21 protein-coding genes, 1 pseudogene and 1 riboswitch are annotated in these 15420 nt (G+C 40.7%); of the genes and pseudogenes, 8 read left to right on the forward strand and 14 right to left on the reverse strand.

All coding sequences use genetic code 11. The features are described 5' to 3' along the window. The first annotated feature begins 23 nt into the window (after positions 1-23). Positions 24-1013, forward strand: coding sequence for an NAD(P)/FAD-dependent oxidoreductase (locus RZ44_RS06845; protein WP_035809804.1), 990 nt, complete (start codon positions 24-26; stop codon positions 1011-1013). A gap of 67 nt (positions 1014-1080) precedes the next feature. Here RZ44_RS06845 and RZ44_RS06850 read toward each other — a convergent pair whose 3' ends face one another. The 3 genes from RZ44_RS06850 to RZ44_RS06860 form a co-directional block, all read right to left on the reverse strand. Continuing rightward, positions 1081-1398: a DMT family transporter gene (locus tag RZ44_RS06850; RefSeq protein ID WP_035809805.1), complete on the reverse strand. Its 318-nt coding sequence runs from the start codon at positions 1396-1398 to the stop codon at positions 1081-1083. Next, a complete protein-coding gene (locus RZ44_RS06855) occupies positions 1395-1718 on the reverse strand; it encodes a DMT family transporter (RefSeq protein ID WP_035809806.1) in 324 nt (107 codons plus the stop codon). Before RZ44_RS06855 ends, RZ44_RS06850 begins: the two co-directional genes overlap by 4 nt. A 71-nt stretch (positions 1719-1789) precedes the next feature. Next, a riboswitch (guanidine-I (ykkC/yxkD leader) is annotated at positions 1790-1888 on the reverse strand. 34 nt (positions 1889-1922) lie between these two features. Beyond that, positions 1923-2711 (reverse strand): class I SAM-dependent methyltransferase, encoded by a 789-nt coding sequence (locus tag RZ44_RS06860; RefSeq protein ID WP_035809807.1) that lies wholly within the window; start codon positions 2709-2711, stop codon positions 1923-1925. Between the two features lie 86 nt (positions 2712-2797). Between RZ44_RS06860 and RZ44_RS06865 the strand changes: the two genes are divergently transcribed. Then, positions 2798-3346 carry a DUF4256 domain-containing protein gene (locus tag RZ44_RS06865; protein WP_035809808.1) on the forward strand — a complete coding sequence of 183 codons (549 nt, stop codon included), beginning with the start codon at positions 2798-2800 and terminating at the stop codon, positions 3344-3346. A 26-nt stretch (positions 3347-3372) separates the two neighbouring features. On the opposite strand, the gene RZ44_RS06870 is transcribed toward RZ44_RS06865, so the two are convergent. Genes RZ44_RS06870 through RZ44_RS06895 form a run of 6 tightly spaced genes read right to left on the reverse strand, consistent with a single transcriptional unit; the run spans position 3373 to position 8033 of the window. Further along, positions 3373-3717 carry a DUF488 domain-containing protein gene (locus RZ44_RS06870; RefSeq protein ID WP_035809809.1) on the reverse strand — a complete coding sequence of 115 codons (345 nt, stop codon included), beginning with the start codon at positions 3715-3717 and terminating at the stop codon, positions 3373-3375. A 43-nt stretch (positions 3718-3760) separates the two neighbouring features. After that, on the reverse strand, positions 3761-4015 hold the full coding sequence (locus RZ44_RS06875; protein ID WP_035809810.1) for a hypothetical protein: 255 nt from the start codon (positions 4013-4015) through the stop codon (positions 3761-3763). A gap of 16 nt (positions 4016-4031) precedes the next feature. Continuing rightward, a complete protein-coding gene (locus tag RZ44_RS06880) occupies positions 4032-4748 on the reverse strand; it encodes a hypothetical protein (protein ID WP_035809811.1) in 717 nt (238 codons plus the stop codon). After that, positions 4735-5640: an ATP-binding cassette domain-containing protein gene (locus RZ44_RS06885; RefSeq protein WP_035809812.1), complete on the reverse strand. Its 906-nt coding sequence runs from the start codon at positions 5638-5640 to the stop codon at positions 4735-4737. Before RZ44_RS06885 ends, RZ44_RS06880 begins: the two co-directional genes overlap by 14 nt. Further along, complete coding sequence (locus tag RZ44_RS06890) at positions 5640-6815, reverse strand: hypothetical protein (protein ID WP_035809813.1); 1176 nt, start codon at positions 6813-6815, stop codon at positions 5640-5642. The genes RZ44_RS06885 and RZ44_RS06890 overlap by 1 nt, the downstream gene beginning before the upstream one ends. Beyond that, positions 6816-8033 (reverse strand): hypothetical protein, encoded by a 1218-nt coding sequence (locus RZ44_RS06895; protein ID WP_035809814.1) that lies wholly within the window; start codon positions 8031-8033, stop codon positions 6816-6818. It lies immediately after the preceding gene. Positions 8034-8187: 154 nt separating this feature from the next. On the opposite strand from RZ44_RS06895, the pseudogene RZ44_RS06900 reads away from it, so the two are divergent. Both RZ44_RS06900 and RZ44_RS06905 read left to right on the forward strand, forming a co-directional pair. Next, positions 8188-8802, forward strand: a pseudogene (locus RZ44_RS06900) (LysE/ArgO family amino acid transporter). Between the two features lie 288 nt (positions 8803-9090). Then, a complete protein-coding gene (locus tag RZ44_RS06905) occupies positions 9091-9444 on the forward strand; it encodes a DoxX family protein (protein ID WP_035809815.1) in 354 nt (117 codons plus the stop codon). A 71-nt stretch (positions 9445-9515) separates the two neighbouring features. On the opposite strand, the gene RZ44_RS06910 is transcribed toward RZ44_RS06905, so the two are convergent. Together RZ44_RS06910 and RZ44_RS06915 are read right to left on the reverse strand one after the other, a co-directional pair. Next, positions 9516-9857 carry a DMT family transporter gene (locus RZ44_RS06910; protein WP_035809816.1) on the reverse strand — a complete coding sequence of 114 codons (342 nt, stop codon included), beginning with the start codon at positions 9855-9857 and terminating at the stop codon, positions 9516-9518. Positions 9858-9869: 12 nt separating this feature from the next. Then, a complete protein-coding gene (locus tag RZ44_RS06915) occupies positions 9870-10178 on the reverse strand; it encodes an SMR family transporter (protein WP_035809817.1) in 309 nt (102 codons plus the stop codon). Positions 10179-10385: 207 nt separating this feature from the next. Here RZ44_RS06915 and RZ44_RS06920 point away from each other — a divergent pair, with 207 nt between their 5' ends. The 4 genes from RZ44_RS06920 to RZ44_RS11310 all read left to right on the forward strand — a co-directional run bounded on the left by RZ44_RS06920 (position 10386) and on the right by RZ44_RS11310 (position 13054). Continuing rightward, positions 10386-10589, forward strand: a complete 204-nt coding sequence (locus RZ44_RS06920; protein WP_035809818.1) for a helix-turn-helix transcriptional regulator — start codon at positions 10386-10388, stop codon at positions 10587-10589. Then, positions 10590-11282 (forward strand): DUF3169 family protein, encoded by a 693-nt coding sequence (locus tag RZ44_RS06925; RefSeq protein WP_035809819.1) that lies wholly within the window; start codon positions 10590-10592, stop codon positions 11280-11282. 188 nt (positions 11283-11470) lie between these two features. Continuing rightward, entirely contained in the window at positions 11471-12871 is a 1401-nt protein-coding gene (locus RZ44_RS06930) for a YfcC family protein (RefSeq protein WP_035809820.1), read from the forward strand. A 24-nt stretch (positions 12872-12895) separates the two neighbouring features. Beyond that, positions 12896-13054, forward strand: coding sequence for a hypothetical protein (locus tag RZ44_RS11310; protein WP_171816118.1), 159 nt, complete (start codon positions 12896-12898; stop codon positions 13052-13054). Between the two features lie 237 nt (positions 13055-13291). Here RZ44_RS11310 and hisIE read toward each other — a convergent pair whose 3' ends face one another. The 3 genes from hisIE to RZ44_RS06945 are packed head-to-tail and all read right to left on the reverse strand — an operon-like array spanning position 13292 to position 15374. After that, entirely contained in the window at positions 13292-13915 is a 624-nt protein-coding gene (gene hisIE / locus RZ44_RS06935; RefSeq protein ID WP_074431618.1) for a bifunctional phosphoribosyl-AMP cyclohydrolase/phosphoribosyl-ATP diphosphatase HisIE, read from the reverse strand. Further along, a complete protein-coding gene (hisF, locus tag RZ44_RS06940) occupies positions 13912-14676 on the reverse strand; it encodes an imidazole glycerol phosphate synthase subunit HisF (RefSeq protein ID WP_035809823.1) in 765 nt (254 codons plus the stop codon). The genes hisIE and hisF overlap by 4 nt, the downstream gene beginning before the upstream one ends. Then, positions 14673-15374: a HisA/HisF-related TIM barrel protein gene (locus RZ44_RS06945; RefSeq protein ID WP_035809826.1), complete on the reverse strand. Its 702-nt coding sequence runs from the start codon at positions 15372-15374 to the stop codon at positions 14673-14675. The genes hisF and RZ44_RS06945 overlap by 4 nt, the downstream gene beginning before the upstream one ends. Between the last annotated feature and the right edge of the window lie 46 nt (positions 15375-15420).

Below are 15420 nucleotides of genomic sequence, written 5' to 3' on the forward strand. Positions count from 1 at the left end.
TATATTACTGGAGGGTTATATTCATGAAAGACGAAATTGTAGATGTAACGATAATCGGTGGAGGTCCTACTGGTTTATTCTCTACTTTTTATGCGGGCATGAGACAAATGTCTGTAAGACTGATAGATAGTCTGCCCGAGCTCGGCGGACAATTAATGGAATTATATCCGGATAAATATATTTATGATGTTGGCGGTTTCCCGAAAATCCTGGCGAAAGATTTAGTATCAAACCTGGTTTCACAAGCGCAGTATGCTGAACCTGAACTTCACCTCGGAGAAACTGTACAGTCATACGAACGTGAAGATGACCACTTTATTTTAAAAACTGATAAAGGTGAGTATCTTACAAGAACAATTTTAATTACAGCAGGCGTCGGTGCTTTCCAGCCGCGTAAAATCGGCCTGGATAACGAAGCTGATTTCGAAGGCACATCACTGCAGTACGCAGTCAGAGACCTTGAGAAATTCAGAGACAAAGACGTAGTTGTACTGGGCGGAGGGGACTCAGCTCTCGACTGGTCACTGATGCTCCAGGAACTTGCTAAATCGGTAACGCTTGTACACCGCCGCAACCGTTTTACGGCACATGAAACAAGTGTACAGCAGGTTATGGATTCTCCAATAGATGTTAAAACATCATTGAATGTCACTGAAATTAAAGGTGAAAATGGACAGATTGATGAATTGGTACTGACTGCAAAAGACGGTACAGAAGAAGTGCTTAAAGCAGATCAGCTTATCGTTAACTTCGGTAACATTTCCTCACTCGGACCATTAAAAGAATGGGGTCTTGAACTTGAGAAAAACTCAATTAAAGTTAACCCTCATATGGAAACAAATATCCCCGGCATCTTTGCTGCAGGCGATATTACGACGTTTGAAGGTAAAGTTAAACTGATTGCCACGGGCTTCGGTGAAGCACCGGTAGCAATTTCATATGCTAAATCTTCATACGACCCAAAATCACGCGTTCAGCCTAAACACAGCACAAGCGTGTTCAAGCAGGACTAATATAAAAAAACGTCTGCATATTATTTATGCAGACGTTTTTTTATGTTTCATGTGAAACCTGACTGTTTTATCCTGTCACCAGTCTTAATCCGATTACTGCAATAATAATCATCGATAAGTACATCACGCGTTTATAACTTGCTGATTCTCTGTAAAAAATAATGCCGACTAACGCACTTCCTACTGTTCCTATTCCTGTCCAGACAGCATACGCGACACCTAAAGGTATGGTTTCCATCGCTGTACCTAAGAGTGCAAGACTGATTGGAAAACCGATAAGCAGTGTCAGCCAGCCTCTCAGCTTTTTACCCTGTCCGATCAAGGACATTCCTGTAACGCCTGCTACTTCCATCAAACCCGCAAGTATTAATATAATCCAGCTCATTTAACACCCTCCTCATGATCTGTCACTGTTTTCAGACCGATAACTCCGAACACAAGCAGTGCTACAAATATAATAATGCCGATATTAAACGCACCGCCGAAGACAATAATATCCACCAGGACTGTTCCTACCGCGCCAATTCCGACGAATACTGCGTAAACTGTGCTTGCCGGCATTTTTGTCGATACATATACAAGAAGACCGAAGCTGACAATGATTGCTATCACTGTCAAACTCCATTCAAACCATGAGTCAGCATATTTCAATCCAGTTGCCCAGCCAATTTCAAACATCGCTGCAATAATAACTAATAACCACATAAATAAAGCTCCTATTTTAAAAATTTATAAGAATTGAGAATAAAAAGAGCCCGGAAGAATAACTTTCGTTACTCTCCCAGGCTTTTGTCCTTCCGTGTACTGGAACTCTTTCCAGCGTCCTCTCTCGGTCCAGACTTAAATAATTTAACGGAACCCTAGAGAACTTCTTATTCAGTTATCTACACTATAATTTATTATTTTCCATCAGTCAACCTGCACGTTTGTGCTGATAATGCCGTAATGTACTTTGCTCGTCTTCCGGATTTGCTGTTCGAAGCCGAATTGTTCAAACCGCTTACTTCTGAAATGATCTTTCAGTACCACCTTTTCAGCTGCCACACGTTTTGCTTCTTCTACCGCAGTTTCTGACAATGTTTCTGTATGTGTTACCGGGGTAATGGTACGCAGGCTTTGGGATTTACTGATTTCCTCATCGAACATTGGATCAAAATAGATAACATCAAAGCTGTTATCAGCCAATGTTTTTAAATAAGTTTCGTAATTAACGTGCAGTGCTTTAATATTTCTCATTGCCTCGTTAATAATATCGTTGTCTGCATTATATGATGCCAGACCTTCTTTAGTCAGCAGATACAATATAAAACTGTGCTCCAGCGCAGTGACTTTGCCTTGGTTACCGACCGCCATACTTGCGATGACACTGTCTGCCCCGAGCCCCATCGTACAGTCTAAAAATGACATGCCAGATTCCAGTTCCGCCGCCTCGACCAGTGCATCATTTTCATTTTTTAATAACCGCTTCGCCCGTACCATAGAAAAGTTAGGGTGGTACTTAACAGATTCTTTGCAGGACTGCGGTGCAATGCTTAATCCATCATTTCCAACGATCATTACATCGTCATTGTAACGCTCATTAAGTTCTTTTACAGAGCGCTTTCTGCGCATTGCGAACTCCAGTCCGTAACGCATAGCGATATCTCTCGCTTTTTGCAGTGTCTCCTCATTATATCGTCCGCCTGTTGTTACTATCATCGTCTTTCCCCGTTCTGTATAATATATTTATTCATACAGTTTATCATGGTATCATTAAATAAAATAAGATAAACGGAGGATGGATGATGACATTAAAGAAGAAACTTACTGAAGCAGAACAGGAAGAACTTCTGAACACACTTGAATCCCGTTTCAACACTCATAAGGAACGTCATGAAAACATTTCATTTGAAGATATTACTTCTAAACTCGACAGTAAACAACTTGCTGTACTTCATAATATGGAGATAACTGAAGGCGAACCCGATGTTATCGAAATGGATGGCGAACTCTATTTTATAGATTGTTCAAAAGAAAGCCCGAAAGGCCGCCGCAGTGTCTGTTATGACAGAACTGCACTGGAAGCCAGGAAAAAATATAGACCTGAAAACTCAGCTGTGGATCTCGTAAACGAAATCGGCTGTGAAATGCTGACTGAAGATGATTACAGAACGCTTCAGCAGTTCGGTGACTTTGATTTGAAGTCTTCAAGCTGGATAGCTACACCGGAGAATATTAGAGATCTCGGCGGTGCACTCTTCTGCGATAAACGCTACAACACTGTATTTCTGTACCATAACGGTGCCGACTCATATTATGGTGCCCGCGGTTTCAGAGGAAAATTAAAAGTATAATTAAAAAAGACGGCATCTGCCGTCTTTTATTTTTCTTCAATATATTCTTTTATCACAGCTGCCTGATTAAGCTCTGTATCTTTGGCCGCATATAATAATGTAACATTATGACCATCTGAATCTTTTTTAATCTGATCAACCAGTTCTTTTTGATCTTTTAACTCTTTTTTATATTTCTTTTTAAACTCTTCCCATTTATCAGAATCATGATTAAACCATTTTCTTAAGTCGGTTGACGGTGCAATGTCTTTATACCACTCGTCGTGCTCCAGGTCTTCTTTTTTAACGCCGCGCGGCCAGATTCCGTCTACTAAAATCCGTTTGCCATCCTGCTGTGAAACATCATCATAAACACGTTTCAATTTCAACATGAAATCATCTCCGAATAATATAATATATTATTCTTTACCCGTGTTATTTCTTTTGATGCATCGCTTCTTCTCTTGTTTTATTTAGAATCATATAGTCCAGTTCTTCTTTCGTCATTGATTTCAAAGTTTTATACTTCGCTGCAAGGAAAATAAGTCCAAGTACTGTCCATGCAAGCAGTGCATAATACGACGGTGCTGTTAATGCTGCCGGTGAACCAGGGAATAACAGGAGTACAAGAAAGACAAGCGAGATGATAACTCCAAGTACTCCAAATATTACATAGACCATATTACGCATAGTGAAAGCATGCCGGCTAGTTCTTTTCAAGGATAATCGGGTGTTCTGTAATGATAGTATCTCCTTCATGCAGCATCACTTGAATACCGTATTCCGGCTTCAATTCAGCCTCCGTATTTGATGCTGTAAGACTGCTTATTCCTTTTGTGTTCATATATATCTCATCTTCAGAATCTGCTCTTTTAATCGGCAATTCATTCGTATAAAGGGTATAAGTACCCGCTTCAAGATTTTCCCCAATAGTATGCATACCTGCAGGAAGCATTGTTTCAAATTGTTCCGTTAAAGATTCGAGGACGATACTGCCCTGTCTTGTGACATAATCAACACGATAACCTTCCTGAAGCTCCAAAACAACTTCGGTATTGAAGTGATTCAGCGCCGTTTCCAGAAGCCTGTTGTCCTCTTCATCATAGACAACGACTGCTGATGCATTGTCAGTTTGGGCAATATAACGGCCAGATTCAATATCTTCTCCGGTCATATACCTTCCCGGCTGCAATGTGATTTCCGTTCCGCCTTCAGTGACGCCGGCAAATTCAGTATTGCTGTTTAAGAAAGCATAGCGGGATTCCAATCCTTCGGTTTTTAACAAATTTTCTTCTTCAAATAATTTTACCGCTTCTTCATCAGCAGTTATTTTTTCTCCGTCATACGATTCACTCATAATACCGTTAAAGCTGCAGCCCATTAAAAGAAGGACGAAAGGCAAGAGAACACTAAACCGTTTCATAACTTCTCTCCCCTTTGTAAATACGCAGATAATGCTCGTGTGTGCCGAGGGCACCGAGAGAGACTTCAGCACGGCTGTAATGTTTCAGCGTGCGCATCGTTTCAAATACTTCGCCTTCTGACATACCATCCAGAGGAATGCATATACGGTCGCCTGCGAGATACAGCGTACCCCTTTTAAGCTGCAGATGCTTTAATTTATCTTCTGTAATGTAGCCTTTTATATACTCACTGTGAGATTCTTCCCGGTTGTATGTGTAATAGATACTCTGTTCATTTAAGAAGTAAATCTGGTCCGCATAGTCATCCAGGTTTTCAAGCAAGTGGGACGCAACGATAATAATCTTGCCGTCTTCTTTAATTTCCTGCAGCACTGAACTTACCAGTTCAACGTTCACCGGGTCCAGTCCGTTCATAATCTCATCCATAAACATAATTTTCGTATCCGCCGCAATCATCATCGCAAAACAGAGCCGCTGCCTCATACCGAGAGAATAAGTTTTTACTTTGTTTTTAACATAGCCTTCCATATTCAGCCGGCTGATGACTTCATCGATATTACTGCTGCCGGAATTCCATATATCCCGGTACATTTCTATATGCTCCACACCCGAAAAATCTTCATACAGTTCCGCCTGATCCGGGAAAAACGTAATTTTACTGTGCAGAGTTTTAACATCCTTAGTCGTGTTTTTATAGACCGTATCATCGATTAAAATCTCTCCGGAATTAATCGGAATAAAACGGATAATTGCATTAAATAACGTCGTTTTTCCCGTACCGTTCGGTGCAACGAGACCGATAATCGTATTATCCGGGATATTAAAATTAACATCTTTAAGCACTGTTTTCGTACCGTAGTTAATCGTTAAATTTCTGACTTCCAATGACATTAGTTTCTTCTCCTTTCGAGCTTCCCTGTACGCGTCGGTATCAGTTTAAAGATAAAGTAAAACAAAACTTCAACGATTATATACAAGATGCCAAGGCTGATAATCAGCTTCGTAATTGTGACATCTTTTAATGACCCCCATGAGCCTTCCAGCACCGGAATAATTTGCAGATAAAGGAACGGATTCCAGCTCGCAGCAGGGCCTGTGAGTGCGAAAACATACGGCAAATAAAATACCGCAACAACGATTGTAATCGTCAGATAGATATTTCTAAACACCCATGACAAACCGGTGGACAGCTTAACGATAATATAACTCAGTCCCATTGTAAGCAGCAGTGCAATAGCCGCGTATTCCATTATGCTGATATACACCATCTCTTCACCTGCATACAGCGGCACCGGGTAATTCAATGTTCCGCTGTCAGCCAGCAGTGTACTGAAAAAATACGACAGCCCGATTCCGGCAAGTGTAATAATCCAGATCAGCCCCCAGCTGATAAAGGTCCGCTGCCTCCACTGATGTGCCCATGAATACGGTATTCCCTGGGAAATACTCCAGTTCGACTCCTGGTCTTTCGAGAAACGATCCGCACCGAATATCGCTGCAATTATAAATATAAAGATGCCGGAAACTATATTGATTAAATTAAAAAGCACAAGTGACGGCGATAAAGGATTCCAGTCAATATCGACATTATTCTCTTTTAAATAAGTTAAAAACTTAAGCTCATTTTTAATATCCTGCTCACTCGGCATAAATGACAGCAGCAGTTCCTGTGATTCAAAATCATCCGCTTCGTAGAAGTACAGACGGTTTTCTGCAAGTTCGAGGCCCTGATCAACATAATCGCTGACGACGTTCTCCAGCCCCTCTACAGTATTCCCTTCCTGCTCACCTAAAATATAACGCTGCATACCGATAATGCTCTGCTGGCGCGCAAGTTTATCGTATACTTTCTGCCCGGTTTTTGTTTCGAAATGATTTTGGGGGATTGCATGGAAAATCTGCTGAGTATCTTCATATTCACTGCGCAGTTCGTCGAGCGGCAGTGCAGGTGAACGATCCTGATAGAACGCCGAGTAGCTTGCGAGGAAAAGAAACAGCGACACCAGCAGTATTCTTACTTTCCAGTCTCTTATAATTTTAAGAAAGTCCCATTTAAACAGTTTCATTTAATCCACCTGCCTTGCGAACTTCTGACGGGTCATCCACCCGGCAAGAATTCCAAGTATGATTTCGGTAATAATAATTGTAACGGTAAGGACAATCAGACCGGTTTCAAAAGTAAAGTTATTCGACAGCGTTAAAAAGTTCTGCCGGCCGCTTAAAATATTTCCAAATTCAAAGTAATTCTGCGGAAATAAATGAGCTCCGATACCGAGAAAACTGTCTTCGCCTCCGCCGCTGTACAGTCTGTTAAATGCAACGATTACCAACCCTGCAATCATCACAATTACATCATGCCTGAATACTAATGAGAGCGCTGCATTTAAACGGATAAATAAATATACGAGTACTGCCGTTATAATCAGCGACTGCATAATGAAAGCAGTAATCGGCTCAGTAAAGAAGTTCTCTTCACCTGCACGATAGCCTCCATTGAATTCGTAATGAGTGTTCGCAAGTGACAAATCTCCAAAACCGTAAAGCAGTGAGATCAGCAGGAAGAAAAACGCGAGCAGTACAGCAAAGCCGGACATAATAATGAAGAACACCGACAGTGACTGATAAAATATGTATTTTCTCCATCCCAATGGCTGTCCTGCCTTTAAAGTATGATGCTTCCGGTCATCGACCAGTACTTCACTTGCTGTAAAAATAGTTATAAATAAAATAATTAATGGTCCGTAGTTTAAGAAAAATGAGTACAGCTGCTGAATTCCAGTCTTGCCGTTAAATTCATGTGTAGTCGGATTTTCTATATCCCGAAGTGCTGAGAGATTGCTTTCGATAACCATTCTTTCAAAATCCATTTCCAGAAACTGTCCGGAATGTTTCTGTTCGGCGTAATCTTTTAACGCTGCCTGTGTGAAGAGAGGTACACCATTGCCGCTTTTCAGTTCCAGCAGCCTTGATACATCGCCTTTCTGTAGCGCATCATAATACTTAAAGTTATATTCATAATCATACTTCGCGAGACTGTATGTATCGACACCTGTAAAACTGTTGACTGCAATATCACCTGAGTCCAGCCTGCTTTCTTTCATACCGTACGCCGATTCTGTTTCCAGAGTCAGTTCATCCGTATCGATTGTCAGCGGATTATTGAGGTTGGGCAAATATATAAATGAATACAGTATGATACCGAGAAAAGCCAGTAAAAATATTAATCTGTTCTTTTTATTGCGGTATATCTTTTTAAATGTTTCCAAAAACACGATTTTAAACATTGGCCATCTCCATCTGCAATTTATTCTGAGGCATTTATAACTATTATAGAAAACGCTTCCATAATTTACAAACTAATTCAGTGATTCTTTGTTGTATGTCCCATAGAATTATATTACTCTTAGTTTACTTAATTACAGTCAGGAGAACTCATAAATGCTTACTGCTTTTCTTCACGGCTTTATTCTTTCAGCAGGACTTATACTTCCGCCGGGAGCCCAGAATGTTTTCCTTATTAATCAGGGTGCCAACCATAAAAATTTCATTCATGCCCTGCCGGCAGTTATTGCTGCAGGACTCAGCGACACACTGCTGATTGTACTTTCAGTGGCAGGTGTTTCACTAATTATTTTATCCGTGCCTGCACTGCAGCTCGGCATGTATATTATCGGTTTTATATTTTTAACTTATATGTCAATATCACTGTGGTTTACTAAAGCGGAAACTGCATAGGCGCCGGTAAAACTTTCGCCTTATAAACAGATTGCCTATGCATTGTCGGTATCTTTATTAAATCCGCATGCAATTCTCGACACTGCAGGTATTATCGGCACCAACTCAACTGCATATACAGACAATGCGCTTATCGTCTTCACCATATCCTGCATCGCCGTTTCATGGCTCGCTTTTATCATTCTCGTACTGCTCGGCAGAGTACTCGGCAGCATCGATACCGATGGTAAAATCACTTTATATATTAATAAAATATCAGCTGTCGTCATCTTCATTATTGCGTGCTTTATTCTCATTAATATTATAAAAATGATTTAACTGAAGAACTGTCCGGCGAAGACTGGAGTCTAAGTATTCCCTTACCCGATAAAACAATCAGCTCGCTTCAGATCAACAGCATTCTGACTCACGGCAAGGAAGGCGCTGCAGAAACAGCTGTTACCGCAGACGGTGGGATGTATCAGGCTGCATATTTCATCGCTTTTGAAAGCCATAAAAAAGATGCGAAAATTAATAGCATCACCGTTTATACTAAATAATTGAGTTTTTCACGACCTGTTCAGGGTAAATACAAGTATCAATTCCAAAAAGGAAAGAGGACGTAATATGAAAACTATTATGAGACTAATACTTGCGGCTGTTTTCGGTATCGCAGGTGTCGCACACTTTACACGATCTGAAGGATTTAAAAATATTGTTCCGCATTACTTGCCGTTTAAAGACTTTATCGTTAAAGCAAGCGGGGTCGCAGAACTGATAATCAGCTTTCTGCTGGTTATCAAACGCCCGGGAAGTATTATGAAATCTGCAATCAACAGTTTTCTGATGCTCGTGCTTCCTGCAAATATTTATATGGCTCAGAATGCACTGCCGCTCGGCAGTATTGATGTACCGAAACCGCTGTTATGGGCAAGAGTCCCGCTGCAGTTCGTTCTCATTAAAATGGTAAATAAATTATAAAGAGGTAATTTAAATGCAGACTTCCTGAACTTATATAATAAAGGATAATGACAATATGTCATTATCCTTTATTATTGTGCAGTTTCTTCTTTATCATTGTTAGATATATTCATCACAATGACCCCGAGAATTATAACGCCCAAGCCGATAATATTTACTGTCGACAGATGCTCATTAAACAAATAGACACCGATAATCCCTGCACCTGCTGTACCCAGTCCTGCCCATACACTGTACGCAATGCTCAGCGGGATTGTTTTAAGTGCACCGATTAAACATGTAAATGATAACCCGAAACAGATCAGCATAATAACTGTAGGTGTTGCGTTTGTAAATCCATTCGATAAATTAAGCAGCGTTGTTCCCGTCACTTCAAACGTTATTGCTCCCATTAAAAATAATGCGGCTCTCATGTCAGAACCTCCCTATACTCTCATCAATATCAAACCGATAATTAATAATATTATGCCGGCAACCGTCGTTGGCCGGATTTCTTCTTTAAATACAGCAAAGCCGATAATGGCAGTCAACATCGTACCGACACCGCTCCATGCCGCGTAGGCAAAGCTGAGCGGCAGTGTAATCAATGCCAGTGACAGCATATAAAATGCAAACATATAACCGGCAACGATGCCGATAATCGCTTTTTTGGAATTATTTACCGCTGTTAATTTCATCATGCTGGAGCCAAAAACTTCCGATATAATTGCACCTGCTAAATAAACCAGTCCCAATGTATTCACCTCTTAAAATATAAAGCTCTTCTTTCTTTAATCTTCCCATGACACTATACCATCTGTCATTTTATACACCTTTATAAAATATATAATGACAAATATTTCACCCTTTTTGACAACTATAATTGTCAAAAAGACAAATAAATGTTACATTATAAATACAGATATATATGTCACTGAAAAATTCGAAGCGAGGGTGAAGATATGAGAACAAGATTACGCGAACTTCGTGCGAGAGACAGTTTAAACCAGACCCAGCTCGCAAAGCTTGCTAAAGTATCACGGCAGACGATCAGCTTAATCGAACGTGAAGAGTATATCCCGTCGCTGCTGATAGCAAAACGTATGGCTAAAATATTTAACGAACCAATCGAGAGTATTTTTATATTCGACGAGGAGGAGTTATAAATGAAATTCACATTGAAAATAATTCTGTATGGTGCAATCGGTTTTGCTGCCGGTTATCTGATACTGGAACTCCTTTACGGCAGAAATACAGATGCTACTTTAGAAGTTATATACTACTGGCTGAGTATCGTGATGATTGTTCTCGCTGCCGCACTGCTGATCTATGCATTTATACGCCGCAGAAAACTCATTAAACTGACTAACGATAAAAACCGCACAATGAACGAAGATGATTTTGATGTATACAGCTACAATGCATTTAATATAATTACAGTCACTACTGCTGTGCCGCTTGTACTGTCACTTATAGCACTGGCTATTCAAACGATGGCTGCTGAAAACCCGTGGCTTGTCGGATTCACGATAATATTACTGTTCATATCAGGCTTTATGAATCTGCAGGCATCGGCACTTATTAATATAATTTATCCGGATAAAGATTTACCTAAACCCGGCGATAAAAAATACAACCAGAAACTGCTCGCTGCTTCAGATGAAGGTGAATTATTTATTATGACTAAAGCATTGTACAGCTCATGGACACTCACATCAATGCTGTTATTTTTCGCAATGATTATGATGATATTTTACTCATTCGTTACAGATGAATCACAGATTTTCAGTATTGTAATCATCGGTTTAATTATGATTATAAGTCAGCTTAAATACTCATATGAAATCAGAGAAAAATAGATTAACTGAAAGTCCCCGCAAGTATGCAGGGGCTTTTTTGTATTGGAAAATTAGTTTCCTGTTTTTATAATTTTATTGAAATAATCAACCTAAATTTAATTTCTATTAATAATTCTGAATATTTTGTGTATAATGGCATTTATGCAATAGATTGCTTTACATCAAAACAATTCGGGAGGGTTTTATGAATGAACGAAAGTAAATCAAAACGCAAATTTGTTATGCCCCACATTTACGTAATACTATTCGCTTTAATTACTTTATCTGTAATAGCCACTTACATAGTCCCCGCAGGCTCTTATGACAGAGAAGAAGTTGACGGCCGCTCAATAATCATCCCAGATACATTCAGCTATGCTGAACAAACACCCGTGGGTATTCTGGACTTTATGACTGCAATACCGAGAGGTGTTGAAGAGACGGTTGCTATCATATTCGGTATTATGGCAATCGGTGCTCTATTCAGAGTTATTGAGAAAGCAGGCATTATTGATGTAATACTCAATTTCCTGATTCGGTCATTTGGCAATAAAGGGATGCTGATCATTCCGACAATAGTTATTCCTTTAGCACTATTTGTAGCACTGACGGGTAATATAGAATCATCACTTATATTCTTACCTGCTCTGCTTCCTTTATTTTTACGGCTTGGCTATGACCGTATGGCTGCCACCGGTACTGTCTTAATGGCTACAGTTGTCGGTTTTGCTGTCGCAATTACAGCACCAGCTAACCTAGGAACAGCGCAGACAGTTGCAGAGCTGCCTCTTTATTCGGGAATCGGTTTCCGTTTAATTATCCTGGCAGTAATGCTTGCCGTCGGTATACTGTTTATCATCTTTTATATTAAAAAAGTTCAGAAAGACCCTTCCAAAACTTTAATTACTGATAATGTGGACAATTCTCAGTTTATTAAAGATGAAACTGACGGTCCTGAACTCAGCACACGCACTTATGTAGGTACTGGTATCTTTATTCTTGCACTAGGATTTATGCTATTTGGTATTTTCCAGTATCAATGGTACTTTACCGAACTTGCCGGTTTCTACTTATTCGCAGGTATTGTCAGCGGACTAGTTGCCGGTCTTAAGCCTTCAGGTATTGCTGAAGCAATGAATGAAGGTATTCAGAATATTATTCTCGGTGCATTAATCGTCGGGGTTGCACGCGCTATTTCCGTAGTTCTTGAAGACGGAGCTATCTTAGATACCGTTGTCTACGGCTTAAGCATTATTGTAACAATGATTCCGGAAACATTTGTACCGGTAGCTATGATGGTGACCCAGGGTCTGCTTAACTTCTTAATTCCATCCGGAAGCGGGCAGGCGGCGGCAACAATGCCGATTATGGTCGGCCTTGTTGATTTAACAGATATGACAAGACAGACTGCAGTTCTCGCATTCCAGTTTGGGGACGGATTCTCAAATATCTTCTATCCAACTTCAGGATATTTTATGGCTGCACTCGCTATTGCTAAAATAAAGTATACGGACTGGATTAAATTTATTTGGCCGCTCTTATTAATATGGTATGGTTTAGGTGCTGTGTTCCTGATTATTGCTTACTTCATAAATTGGGGACCATTCTAGAAAAATTAGCAAGGATGAGAATTTATGAGATGCGGTACGAAACGATTTGAAATAACTGTGGAAAAAGATAACAGAATTGCGACGCAGGAAATTTGTGCCCGTGATCAAATCGATGCACGAAAAATATGCCGCCGTATGTTCGGCGATGACGAAGTTGTTATATCCGTCAGAAGAAAAAAGTAATATGATTGAAGATAAAGTTTGATAAACCGCTTGAAATTCCGTCTGCCGGGATTTTGAGCGGTTTTTTGCGGATGGTGCTGGAGCGATACTGCTCTGGCGTTCTATGAAGAACGCTCATAGAATTTCTAAACACTCCGGACTCCTATGATGAGCGCTCATAGAACTTCCAAACACTACCCCTGCACAAAAAAAAACGGAAAACCCCTCAGGTTCTCCGCTTCACTCTTCACATCAACTCTACCACTTCTCTATATCGTCACGAATACTGTATTCCTGTTTTTCACCGTGCCGCTCTTCAAGTTTATTCTCGACGTCTTTCAGCGATACGCCTTCATTATTCAGCATCACCAGCATGTGATACAGAAGATCACTCGTCTCATCGACAAGTTCCTGTTTATCTTTATTTTTCGCAGCGATAATAACTTCCGTCATCTCTTCACCGCATTTTTTCAGGATTTTATCGGTGCCTTTATCGATTAAATATTTAGTGTAAGATCCTTCTTCAGGTTTCTGAATTTTGTTCTGTACTGTGCGCTCCAGCGTCTGCAGGCTGAAATAGTCATCGTTAAAGCAGCTCTGTGTGCCTGTGTGACATGTTGGACCGTGCGGCACAACTTCTATCAGCAATGCGTCCTGATCGCAGTCCAGCTGCATTGAAACAACTTCCTGCACGTTACCGCTCGATTCACCTTTTTTCCATAATCGTTCTTTGGAACGCGAGTAAAACCAGACGACATTGTCTGTTTTCGTTTTCTCAAAAGCTTCTTTATTCATAAAGCCGTTCATCAGCACCTGCTTTGTATTCGTATCCTGCAGTATGACTGACAGCATCCCGTTATTTTTACTGAAATCCGGTTTCACTGCACACGCACCTCGAATCCATCGTCAGCGAGCGCTTGTTTTAACTCACCAATCTGCACTTCTTCTCTATGGAATATTGATGCTGCAAGTCCTGCAGCTACTTTCGTTCTGCCGAAAAGATCTTTAAAGTGACCGATGCTGCCGGCACCGCCGCTCGCAATAACAGGAATGCTGACCATGTCTGCTGCCTGTTCTAAAAACTCAAGATCGAAGCCGCTCTTCACACCGTCGTGGTCCATGCTTGTAATCAGCAGTGCTCCCGCTCCGAGCTGTTCGCACTCAGCTATCCACTCTGCTGCTTTTTTATCTGCACGTTTCGTACCGCCGTGTGTATAGACATAGTAGTCTTCAAGGTCATTGCTGAACTTGACATCTACAGCAATAACAATACTTTCACTGCCGAATTCTTCTGCTGCTTCACGGATAAACTCGGGGTTGGATAATGCTGCAGAGTTAATGCTGACCTTATCAGCTCCTGCTTCAAGCAGCTGTTTAATATCATCTTTTGTTTTGATACCGCCGCCGATTGTCAGGGGAATTGATAACACGCTTGCTGTTTCGCGAATCGCATCAAGCATCAGTGCGTGGCCTTCCTGAGTTTTCGAGATATCCAGGAAGACAAGTTCATCTGCACCTTCTTCGTTATATCTTTCAGCAAGCTCCGCCGGTTTGCCGATGTGCTGCAGGTCGACGAAGTTAACACCTTTAACTACTGCACCGTCTTTAACGTCGAGACATGGTATTATTTTTTTCTGCATTATTCAATTCCCTCCCAAAATTCATCAGTGTGACTGGATTTACCTACGATTGCCTCGGTTATGCCAAGACTCTCCAGCTTATCAAGATCTGCTTTATTTCTTACACCGCCGCTTGCGACTACTTTATGACGGGTTAAATCGTTAATTCGTGCTGTATTTTCAAAGTTCGGCCCAAGTCCCATACCGTCTTTATTTATATCCGTATAGATAATTCCGGCCAGGTCCAATGCTTCGATTTCAGCTAAGTATTCATCTATTTTAACGCCGCTGTTTTCAGTCCATCCGTTAATGTAAATGTCATCTTCCTTTGCATCCACGCCCACGAATATTTTCCCGGGAAATTTTTTAACCGCTTCAGTCAGCCACGGCACATCAATAATTGCACGTGTGCCGAGTATAAAATACTCAACGCCCATTTCATGATACTTCCCGATTGTTTCAAGTGAACGCAGCCCGCCGCCGATTTCAAGCGGCAGTGAAGACAGCTCTGACAGTTTTTTTACGAGATTCGATTCCAGCGCTTCTTGTTTCAGTGCACCCATTAAATCAACGACGTGAATTCTCGTTACCGATTTATATCCTGCATAGAACTCGAGTGCTTCTTCAGGCGTTCTTTTCATCTGTGATTTTTTCTCGTAATCCCCTTGTGACAAACGGACGTTCTGACCGTCAATTAAATCTATCGCCGGAATAATATTCATGTGAAAACTCCCTTTTCCTATGCTGTTTTAATCTGTATATTATTAC

Source organism: Jeotgalicoccus saudimassiliensis (assembly GCF_000756715.1).
In the GTDB taxonomy this organism is placed as follows: domain Bacteria; phylum Bacillota; class Bacilli; order Staphylococcales; family Salinicoccaceae; genus Jeotgalicoccus; species Jeotgalicoccus saudimassiliensis.

Bases quoted from the DNA above. Each gene is read 5' to 3' on its own strand.
- RZ44_RS06845 (WP_035809804.1), top strand. From the start codon at position 24: ATGAAAGACGAAATTGTAGATGTAACGATAATCGGTGGAGGTCCTACT.
- RZ44_RS06850 (WP_035809805.1), bottom strand. From the start codon at position 1,398: ATGAGCTGGATTATATTAATACTTGCGGGTTTGATGGAAGTAGCAGGC.
- RZ44_RS06855 (WP_035809806.1), bottom strand. From the start codon at position 1,718: ATGTGGTTATTAGTTATTATTGCAGCGATGTTTGAAATTGGCTGGGCA.
- RZ44_RS06860 (WP_035809807.1), bottom strand. From the start codon at position 2,711: ATGATAGTAACAACAGGCGGACGATATAATGAGGAGACACTGCAAAAA.
- RZ44_RS06865 (WP_035809808.1), top strand. From the start codon at position 2,798: ATGACATTAAAGAAGAAACTTACTGAAGCAGAACAGGAAGAACTTCTG.
- RZ44_RS06870 (WP_035809809.1), bottom strand. From the start codon at position 3,717: ATGTTGAAATTGAAACGTGTTTATGATGATGTTTCACAGCAGGATGGC.
- RZ44_RS06875 (WP_035809810.1), bottom strand. From the start codon at position 4,015: ATGCGTAATATGGTCTATGTAATATTTGGAGTACTTGGAGTTATCATC.
- RZ44_RS06880 (WP_035809811.1), bottom strand. From the start codon at position 4,748: ATGAAACGGTTTAGTGTTCTCTTGCCTTTCGTCCTTCTTTTAATGGGC.
- RZ44_RS06885 (WP_035809812.1), bottom strand. From the start codon at position 5,640: ATGTCATTGGAAGTCAGAAATTTAACGATTAACTACGGTACGAAAACA.
- RZ44_RS06890 (WP_035809813.1), bottom strand. From the start codon at position 6,815: ATGAAACTGTTTAAATGGGACTTTCTTAAAATTATAAGAGACTGGAAA.
- RZ44_RS06895 (WP_035809814.1), bottom strand. From the start codon at position 8,033: ATGTTTAAAATCGTGTTTTTGGAAACATTTAAAAAGATATACCGCAAT.
- RZ44_RS06905 (WP_035809815.1), top strand. From the start codon at position 9,091: ATGAAAACTATTATGAGACTAATACTTGCGGCTGTTTTCGGTATCGCA.
- RZ44_RS06910 (WP_035809816.1), bottom strand. From the start codon at position 9,857: ATGAGAGCCGCATTATTTTTAATGGGAGCAATAACGTTTGAAGTGACG.
- RZ44_RS06920 (WP_035809818.1), top strand. From the start codon at position 10,386: ATGAGAACAAGATTACGCGAACTTCGTGCGAGAGACAGTTTAAACCAG.
- RZ44_RS06925 (WP_035809819.1), top strand. From the start codon at position 10,590: ATGAAATTCACATTGAAAATAATTCTGTATGGTGCAATCGGTTTTGCT.
- RZ44_RS06930 (WP_035809820.1), top strand. From the start codon at position 11,471: ATGAACGAAAGTAAATCAAAACGCAAATTTGTTATGCCCCACATTTAC.
- RZ44_RS11310 (WP_171816118.1), top strand. From the start codon at position 12,896: ATGAGATGCGGTACGAAACGATTTGAAATAACTGTGGAAAAAGATAAC.
- RZ44_RS06945 (WP_035809826.1), bottom strand. From the start codon at position 15,374: ATGAATATTATTCCGGCGATAGATTTAATTGACGGTCAGAACGTCCGT.